Origin of the sequence: Protofrankia sp. CiP3, from assembly GCF_917627345.1 — a bacterium.
In the GTDB taxonomy this organism is placed as follows: Bacteria; Actinomycetota; Actinomycetes; order Frankiales; family Frankiaceae; genus Protofrankia.
The window spans coordinates 3,236-11,218 of the sequence record NZ_CAKJTM010000015.1 but is presented as its reverse complement, the minus strand read 5'-3'; the positions used below and the strand labels follow the sequence as shown (position 1 = coordinate 11,218).

6 protein-coding genes are annotated in these 7,983 nt (G+C 62.0%); 3 read left to right on the top strand and 3 right to left on the bottom strand.

The annotated features are described in order from the left end of the window. Positions 1–17: 17 nt before the first annotated feature. Complete coding sequence (locus tag MJ797_RS08210; protein ID WP_255738558.1) at positions 18–2,366, bottom strand: bifunctional serine/threonine-protein kinase/ABC transporter substrate-binding protein; 2,349 nt, start codon at positions 2,364–2,366, stop codon at positions 18–20. Positions 2,367–2,999: 633 nt separating this feature from the next. On the opposite strand from MJ797_RS08210, the gene MJ797_RS08205 reads away from it, so the two are divergent. From MJ797_RS08205 to MJ797_RS08195, 3 genes are all read left to right on the top strand, one after another. Then, on the top strand, positions 3,000–4,208 hold the full coding sequence (locus MJ797_RS08205) for a hypothetical protein (RefSeq protein WP_239333383.1): 1,209 nt from the start codon (positions 3,000–3,002) through the stop codon (positions 4,206–4,208). Further along, positions 4,208–5,401, top strand: a complete 1,194-nt coding sequence (locus MJ797_RS08200) for a hypothetical protein (protein ID WP_239333381.1) — start codon at positions 4,208–4,210, stop codon at positions 5,399–5,401. The genes MJ797_RS08205 and MJ797_RS08200 overlap by 1 nt, the downstream gene beginning before the upstream one ends. Before the next feature lie 95 nt (positions 5,402–5,496). Then, on the top strand, positions 5,497–6,588 hold the full coding sequence (locus MJ797_RS08195; RefSeq protein WP_239333379.1) for a S9 family peptidase: 1,092 nt from the start codon (positions 5,497–5,499) through the stop codon (positions 6,586–6,588). 552 nt (positions 6,589–7,140) lie between these two features. Here MJ797_RS08195 and MJ797_RS08190 read toward each other — a convergent pair. Continuing rightward, positions 7,141–7,383: a hypothetical protein gene (locus tag MJ797_RS08190; RefSeq protein WP_239333377.1), complete on the bottom strand. Its 243-nt coding sequence runs from the start codon at positions 7,381–7,383 to the stop codon at positions 7,141–7,143. A gap of 6 nt (positions 7,384–7,389) precedes the next feature. Continuing rightward, complete coding sequence (locus MJ797_RS08185) at positions 7,390–7,680, bottom strand: hypothetical protein (RefSeq protein WP_239333375.1); 291 nt, start codon at positions 7,678–7,680, stop codon at positions 7,390–7,392. Between the last annotated feature and the right edge of the window lie 303 nt (positions 7,681–7,983).

Here is a 7,983-nt window from a genome sequence, read left to right as displayed (position 1 = left end):
CCAGCCATTCCCGCGGGTCAGTCATTCCCACGGGCCAGTTCCACCGCGCTACCGATATACCGCCGCCGCCCGTTCCTGACCTGATAGATGAAAATATCACCGCCCTGCACCTCTCCGCTCATGTCGAATTTGATTTTCTTCGTTATGCCTTCAAACTCGAAATCCCTGATAAATTTCGGATCGCCGAAGGTGCTGGCGACCGATTGGCGGCTCACCTTCCCATGCAGGCGCTTCAGGACTTCGATGACGACTCTGGTGGCATCGAAGGCGTCGGCGGCGTAGAAGTCCGGCTGCACATCTGAAGAAATCTTTTCATACGTGTCGACGAACTGTTGCACCGCCTGGCTCCGCGGTTCGATCTCGGCGACTTCGCGACACGGGCAGGTAAGATAAACGCCTTCAGCACCGTCCCCGCCCACTCCCGTGAGCAGCAGATCACTGTTACTCCCGTCACCACTCATTATCGTGCCCGTGAATTTCCGCTGCCGGAGAATCTTGATTATCTCGACGAACTCCGACGTATAACCGGCGTAGTACACCAGGTTATACGAACTGAGATCCGTGAGAAGCTTCGCGTAGTCAGTGCCCGGGGCAGCCGCCCGGGTGGTCACGGTGACAGGCAAATTCTTTTGCTGCTGGATCCGGTTGAGCTGTTTCACCAGCTCATCAGCGAGACCCGTACCGTATGAGTTGCTGCTGTCGAAGAGCACCAGAACGCCACGAGGGCTGAGTTTCGAAATCATGTACTTCGCGCTCTGGGGCCCCTGCACCGTGTCCGGGGAAACTGTCCGGAAGAAGGTACTCACCGGGCCCACGCCCAGCGAGGTCAGCCCGGGCCCGGTCGCCGACGGGCTCACTGCTACAAGACCGGCGCCGGAGTAACTCAATATGCTCTTCTCCGCCGGCCCGGAGAAGGTGGGGCCGATGACGGCCACCACACTATGATCGTCGATGAGTTCCCGGGCTGCGCCAGCACCCTTATCCGCCAAACCCTGATCGTCCGACTCCTTCATCGTCAACCTGAAGGGGAGATCAGGGTCCTGGTTCGCAAGCTCGACAGCCGTCCGGGCGCCCAGGAGGGAGCTGCGGCCGAGTGCCGCGTTCCCACCGGTCAGCGTCCCCTGGAAACCAATCACGTACGTGGGTTTCACGACCGAGTGTGGGTGGGGCGGGTTGTAGGCCCATATGATGGCCACCGCCAGCGCGCCCGCGCCGACCGCCGCGAGAAGACGGGACCGCCGCCGGTGAAGGAGCCGGCCGAGCCCGCCATTACGCGTGCCTTCCTTCTTACCCTTTTCCTGGTCCGGCTGGTGACGAGCCGGTGGGACCGGAATCGGCCGCGGCGCGTTCTCATCCGGAACGGTCGTGTTGTTCATGGTCGAAATCGGCGTATTCGTGCCGGTGGATAGGCTCCGCGGGGGCAGGACCGAGACGGTCGTTTCAGCTGCCGCCGCGGCGAGGCTGAGCAGCCGCTTGAGTATCGCGGCCAGCTCCGTCCCACGGACTTGGCCGCGACGAATCTCGGTCAGGATGTCTTCCAGTTCCTGTTCCGACGCATGTTTGCTCAACAACTCGACGAGCACGTCCGTCGCCGACGGCCGGCGCTGGGGATCTTTGTCCATCGCTTTCGCGACAAGCGGGCGCAGCCTGCTGTCCAAACCCTCGAAATCCGGCTCGTCGTGCACGGCCCGGTAAAGCATCACATCGGGCCTGCCGTCCCCATGCGGCCGCCGGCCGGTGCCCGCATAGGCAATCATGCCGCCCCAGGCAAAGACATCCGCTGCCGGAGTGACGCTGTTATAACGCCTGATCTGCTCCGGTGCCATGAACGCAGGTGTCCCGAACACACCTGTCTGGGTGGCCGCGGTCGTGGCGTCGACAGCACGTGCAACCCCGAAGTCAATGATCCTCGGGCCGAGCGGGGACAGCAACACGTTCGACGGCTTGAGATCACAGTGCACGATTCCGGCATCGTGAATCACGATCATCGCGACCGCGGTCATGACCGCGAGTTGGTACAGCTTGACGTCCGGAAGCGGACCGTCCCGTTCGACCACGGCGCTGAGCGTCGGACCGTCCACAAATTCGGTGACGATATACGGCTGCTCGGCGTCGGCATTGACATCCAGTACCGGAGCGGTGCAGAACGGCACAACCCGCTGGGCGTTGCGGGCCTCCCGCCGGAACAGTTTCCGAAATTTGGGATCGTCGGCGATATCGGATCGGATGACCTTGAGCGCGACCACCAGCCCTTGCGGATCTTCCGCCCGGTAGACGACGCCCATGCCGCCGGCACCGAGCCGGCCAAGAAGAACGTAGGAACCGATTCGTTCCGGGTCCTCCGCGAGCAACCCCGAAGGAGGCATCACGATCTCCCAGCGGGCTGGACGGCGCACAAGCTTCCCGCGGGCCGGACGACAAAAGACATGGACAGCGGCCCAACCGCCGCGCATGACAGCCGGCGGGCAGCCGACGCCCACTGCCCCGTCATCCGCATCCTCCCGTCGCCCACCATCTCACGCACAGTCTGCCATCACAGCGATGTAAATCGGCCGCCACGGGCCGGACAGTCCCATTGCCGGGCACTCTTAGGCCAGCCGAGGCAGCGCGGCGACCGCTCCCTCCCCTCGGGTACCGCCGGAGGATGGTTCGCGTGGCCAATGACGATTGGTCCAGATATCGGTAACAGTACGTCACTGGCAACTGCCCACCCACGAACTGATCAGGACAAGGCACCAGCCATTGCCTTCAGTCACAAATCGTCCAACCAAAATAATCTTTTGCAAAAATAGCCAAATCCAAAAATCCAAACGCGCGGAAAATCTGTCCAGTCAGGAAACAGGCTGCCGGACCGCTGGATGCTCTTTTTCAGGACGATCCGTACCGATCGAAGACCTGAGAATGCGCATAATCGGTCCAGTAGCTAGGCTCCTCCTTGGCATCGATCACAGCAGACCGCCGATGGCCATATTTGCCCGCCCCGAAGCAGGAGGTTAGACGTGTCAGAATCGAGCGGTTTCATCGGTCCCGACGCTCTGTCGGAATGGCGGAAAACCAAGGAGTCAAGCGGGGCGTTGGACGTTGTTCTTGTCACCCATCCGCGCGACGAGAACGATCTCCCCCGACTGTTTCCCTGGAGCGTTCACCTCAGCATGGCCGACCGATTTCAACTAACGCGCCATATGAAACCGGTCTTCGGTGAAATCGTCACGATCGGAGCGTTGCGGGTGGGCATCCTGTTCTTGCCCTTCTATGCCAACGAGCTCATCGACGCCTCCGCCCGCAGGCACTGCGGCCAGGTCCTGGAGGTCGACGCGATCGCCGCCGCCGCCGAGACCGGTGCAAAGGTGCTCTGTCTCGGTGGTCTCACCGGCGCGCTCTCGTTGTACGGCCACAAGCTCGTGAAACCGGCCGAACAGGCCGGAATCGTCGTCACGACCGGGCACGCGGTCACCTCGATCAGCGTGCTGCGGACATACGAAAAGGCAGTGGAGGAGCTTGGCCGCAGGCCCGCTGAACAAAAGGTGACGGTCATCGGTGTCGGCAGCATCGGGCGTTCCTTCGCGCAGTTGCTGTCGACGGTGGAGGAGAAGCCCAGCGAACTCGTCCTGGTCGACCGTCCGCAGATGAGCGGTAAGCTCGATCGGTTGGCCGAGGAGTTTCGGCGCACAACCGGGCTGAAGACTTCTTTCGAAATCACCGATGCCACCGGTGCGCTGCCCGCGGACAGCTCCTGCTACTCGACCGATGTGCTCGTCAGTGCCGTGAGCACCGCGTACGTCGTGGACATAGACAAGGTGGCCCCCGGCACTATCCTGATTGACGACAGCCAGCCGTACTGCTGGTCGCGAGAGGGCGCGTGGCGGCGTGTCGTGGAGCGGGCCGACATCGTACCGTGCGAGGCCGGCCTGGTGGACTGCCGCAGTATCGGTTTCAGGTCCCGCTTCCCGTTCGACTTCGCGGAAGTCGACGCGGACGGCAGCAGCACGGCCTGGTCATGCCTCACCGAAGGCATGATATTTGCGTTGGAGCCAGGAATCACACCCACCATCGGTGAACCGACGGCAGAAATGATCAGTGCGTACATGACGGCATTCGACCAGAACAAGCTATGCATTCCAGCGCTGCAGTGCGGTCCGCATGTGCTGCCCATCGGCAAGTTGCGGGCGGCCATCGGAAAAGAATCCTCTGGAGGGGCGAGCCAATAATGAGCGCTGAGATCAACACCTCCGTCTGCATACGTTGCGGGATGCCGCTCGCCTACGACCAGTACATCACTGCCACCGACAGCGGCGTGTCCACGTACCCAGCTGGCGACCTGTGCTCCTACTGCACAGAAACGAACAGAACAACGGGGCACGGACAAGGTAACGAAAAAAATCAGAAGTGGATACTCAGCCTCATCATCCAGATCTATCATAACGACCGGCTGCGGCGCATCCTCGGATCGTCGGCCACGAGCCGATTTTCTTCAGTTCTGCCCGGTTCCATGAAGGGGCTGGTAGAGCTCGTCGCGAGCATTCCCGAGAAACGCCCTGAAGCAAAGTACGACGCGGTGGTTCTCTACAGCGGCGGGAAGGATTCCAGCTGGATGCTGATGGAGCTGGCCCGGCGCGATCTCCGGGTTGCCGCGTGGATGCTGAATCAGGGCTACCAGTCGCCGATCGCTATCAAGAACGCACAGAAGCTCTGTGAGAGGCTCGGCATCGAGCTTATTATCGCCGAGCCCGAACGCAGGCCGATGGACTCGTTGTTCCGCCTGGGCTTCATGGTCAACGAGGATGGTGACCGCGACTTGGTCCGCTCAGCCATGACCTATGGTTCCGCCTGTTGGCCGTGCTTTGCGACGATCGCCGCGCACGCGACGGTCTTCTGCTATGACAACGATATTCCATTCTGTTTCATCGGAACGCAGAAAGGACAGAACCGTCTCGATCTGAATGGTTCACCGGTGCTTTCCGGTGGTGGCCTGCCAGCTGTTGACACGCTGGTCGAGAAGTTCGTCTCCCGGCTGCGCTCGTACGCCCTGAAAAAAGACGCCGAGGCCGCTCGGCTACTGGATTCACAACCCTGCCGAACCGCGCTGGTGCCGTTCTACGAGATCGTCGCCAAACCGTCGGTCGACGAGCAGATAGCCGATTTGGAAAAGATCGGCTGGAGTAAACCGAAAAATACCGGCACCTGTAGCACGAACTGCATGATCAATGAACTCGGTCGCAAAATCATGCGCAACCAATACGGGTTCGACCTTTATCAGGTCATCGACGCGAACGAACGACGGCTGGCAACCGATCCGCGGCCTGAACCGATCGCGGCACTTGATGAGGACGCCGTCCGTCGCGGCGCGAAACTCATCGAGCTCACTCCGGTCGAGTCCATGAAATTCGGTGTGAAAAACTAATGAGTACTTTGGTAAATCCGAACGTCAGCGACACGGAAAGCTACCGATTCGTCGACAGAGTGGCAAGTTGGACCGTCCGCTCCCTGTCCAGGACAGTGGGCGTCAAGAACGTGACCCGCCCGTTCTGGAACAGGTGGCGAGCATCATCCATCTCCGACGAGACACTTATGCGCTTCCTTAACAGCATAGACAGCATAGACGACTGGCCACACGCCGCCACGGTCCTGCTTGACGAGGCTGCGGACCAGGTTGAAAAGGACGCCGACCAGAGCGCGCAGAAACGCATCGACGGACTTCGCCATCTATCCTATCTGGCGCATATGACCCAGTGGGGCTGCCTCCCCATCAACGACGTGAAACGCACGGCGTACCGGCGCTCCCGTGACTACTATCTGGCGGCCGAGTCGTTGGCGTGGGGGGAGCTCTATCACCGGCTGGAGATCCCGTGGGCTGACCGCAAATGCTACGGCAACCTGCATCTTCCGCGCAATGCTGGCGTTCCCGCGCCGCTCATCATAATCATTCACGGCATGGATGACACGAAGGAGGAGCACCTCGCGACCGAGCTCGCACTGCAGGACAACGGATTCGCGGTGTTCTGTCTCGACGGACCCGGCCAGGGCGAGAGCTTCTTTCTCGAGGGACTGACCTGGTCGATGGACTTCACGAAAAGCGTCCAGGCGGCCATGGACGCGGTGAGCGAGCAATATCCGGTCGACGCTTCTTGCATCGGTGTCATCGGCATCAGCTGGGGCGGCCTGTGGGCAATCAAGCTGGCCGCCGAGGACCCACGGGTGGGTGCGGTCTACGACCTCGGCGGACCGGTCGACACCGCGGGGTTCCGGAAACTGCCGTTTTTCCTGAAAAGCAAGTACTGTCAGGTGCTCGGCGTGACCGGCCCAGACGATCTTCCCGAAGCGGACACGGTTTTCTCGTTGCGCAACGAGGCGTTGCTCGACAACGTGCGGGTCCCGCTGCGGATCGTCCATGGCAGGAAAGACCCACTGGTAACCATACGGGACAAGGAATGGCTCAGGGACAGCCTGCAAAAAAGACACCGGGATCAAGAAGTCACGTTGAAAATCTACGATGATGGCGATCACTGCTGCACCGGACACGCGGTGGAGATCCGGCGTGACACCGCCGAATTCTTCCACCGCACGCTCGATGCCAGCCCGGGGAGATAAACCTGGAGTGGTGTGTCGCTGACACGGCCGCGGGCAGGCCGCAGGTGAATCATGGAGGGGTCTGAACGTCTTCGTACGCTGGGCCGCGGCGTGCCCGCGGAGATATGCGCGCGCCGCGGCCGGGTGCGACCAATGCCTGGCCGCGGCGCGCGAGGCGAAGCACGGCTTCCTCCTCGAATCGCCACCCGGCCTGACACGGGCGGCGGCGCGGGTCAGTCTCCTGCCGCAACGGTTCATCGGCGCGGCACACGGGCATGGTTGAGCGGCCCAGCTGTTCGCTCTCCTTCCTGACGAGATAATCATGTCGATCGGGGTTACGACCGTCTCGGGTAAGCAGGCCGTGTTTGCGGACGAGCAGCTCGAGAAGCTCCGTATAATTTTCTATGGCCCGCTGGTCTTGTAATGACCCTCAAGAACGCCGCGGCCCGGATCTGCCACTGATCATCCCTGAAGGGATTGAAACACCTGGCCACCGCATCGGCTGAGCCATCCCCACCCCGCCGACGACCTACGGGAATCATTCACAATGACAGCAGGTCGGCAGGGACGCCCTTAGATGTGGTCGATGCGGCTCAGCCCGCAGATGTCGATCGCGCCGGTAAGCGCCGCAGCTATGGATATCGGCGAGGTGCCCAGCGAGGGCGGGACGGGCTGCCGTGACTTCAGCCAGGCATAGTGCCGGCACATCCAAGGCCGGACCGCCGTCGATGGCGCCACGCAGCAGCCGGGACAACTCCCTACGGTGGTGTTCGTTGCCAGTACCGGCCAGCTCAGCACGAGGTCGTCAAGGACCATAGCCGCTCATACGGCCACGCCTGCCCGGTAAGCGGCAAGCGCGTCGACCGCCACCCGGCCGAGCACGGCCACTGGATCGCCCTCGTCAGCCCCAGTACGTAGTCGCATGGCGACGCTGTTCAACTCCGCCGCGATACTGGGCGGCGCTGGGTAGAACCTGGTGGTGTCACGCACCCACGCAAGCGCCGCAGCATGAGCATGCAGAACCGCTACAGCCCTGTCGGCAGCCTGATCGGGCTGGCCCACCAGCTCGTCGACCAGTGCATGTGCCCAGGTCCGGTCATCGGCTGTGCTCATGGATAAAAAATCTTACCTTCTGGGTCTGGCAGTCGGGCAGGACGAAGCGGCGCGACCGCGGATCGCCGCCGCCCTCGGGCCCGACGACACCGGAGAGGAGGGGTGATCGCATGCACGCCCTGTGCATGGACTGCCGACGCCGAGGAGCAGCTGAGGGTGCCCACACGTCGAACCGGCGTGCCCACATCGTGCCCACATCGATCACTCGCAGGCCTTCTCGGCTTCTCGGGTCGCAACGATCTCGATCAAGGGTGCATAAGAGCGCCCGGCAATAGGGACGTGGATTAAGGAGCGGGGCTGGGG

Coding starts and splice junctions, on each gene's coding strand:
- MJ797_RS08200 (WP_239333381.1), top strand. CDS start 4,208: ATGAGCGCTGAGATCAACACCTCCGTCTGCATACGTTGCGGGATGCCG.
- MJ797_RS08190 (WP_239333377.1), bottom strand. CDS start 7,383: ATGGTCCTTGACGACCTCGTGCTGAGCTGGCCGGTACTGGCAACGAAC.
- MJ797_RS08185 (WP_239333375.1), bottom strand. CDS start 7,680: ATGAGCACAGCCGATGACCGGACCTGGGCACATGCACTGGTCGACGAG.
- MJ797_RS08210 (WP_255738558.1), bottom strand. CDS start 2,366: ATGCCTCCTTCGGGGTTGCTCGCGGAGGACCCGGAACGAATCGGTTCC.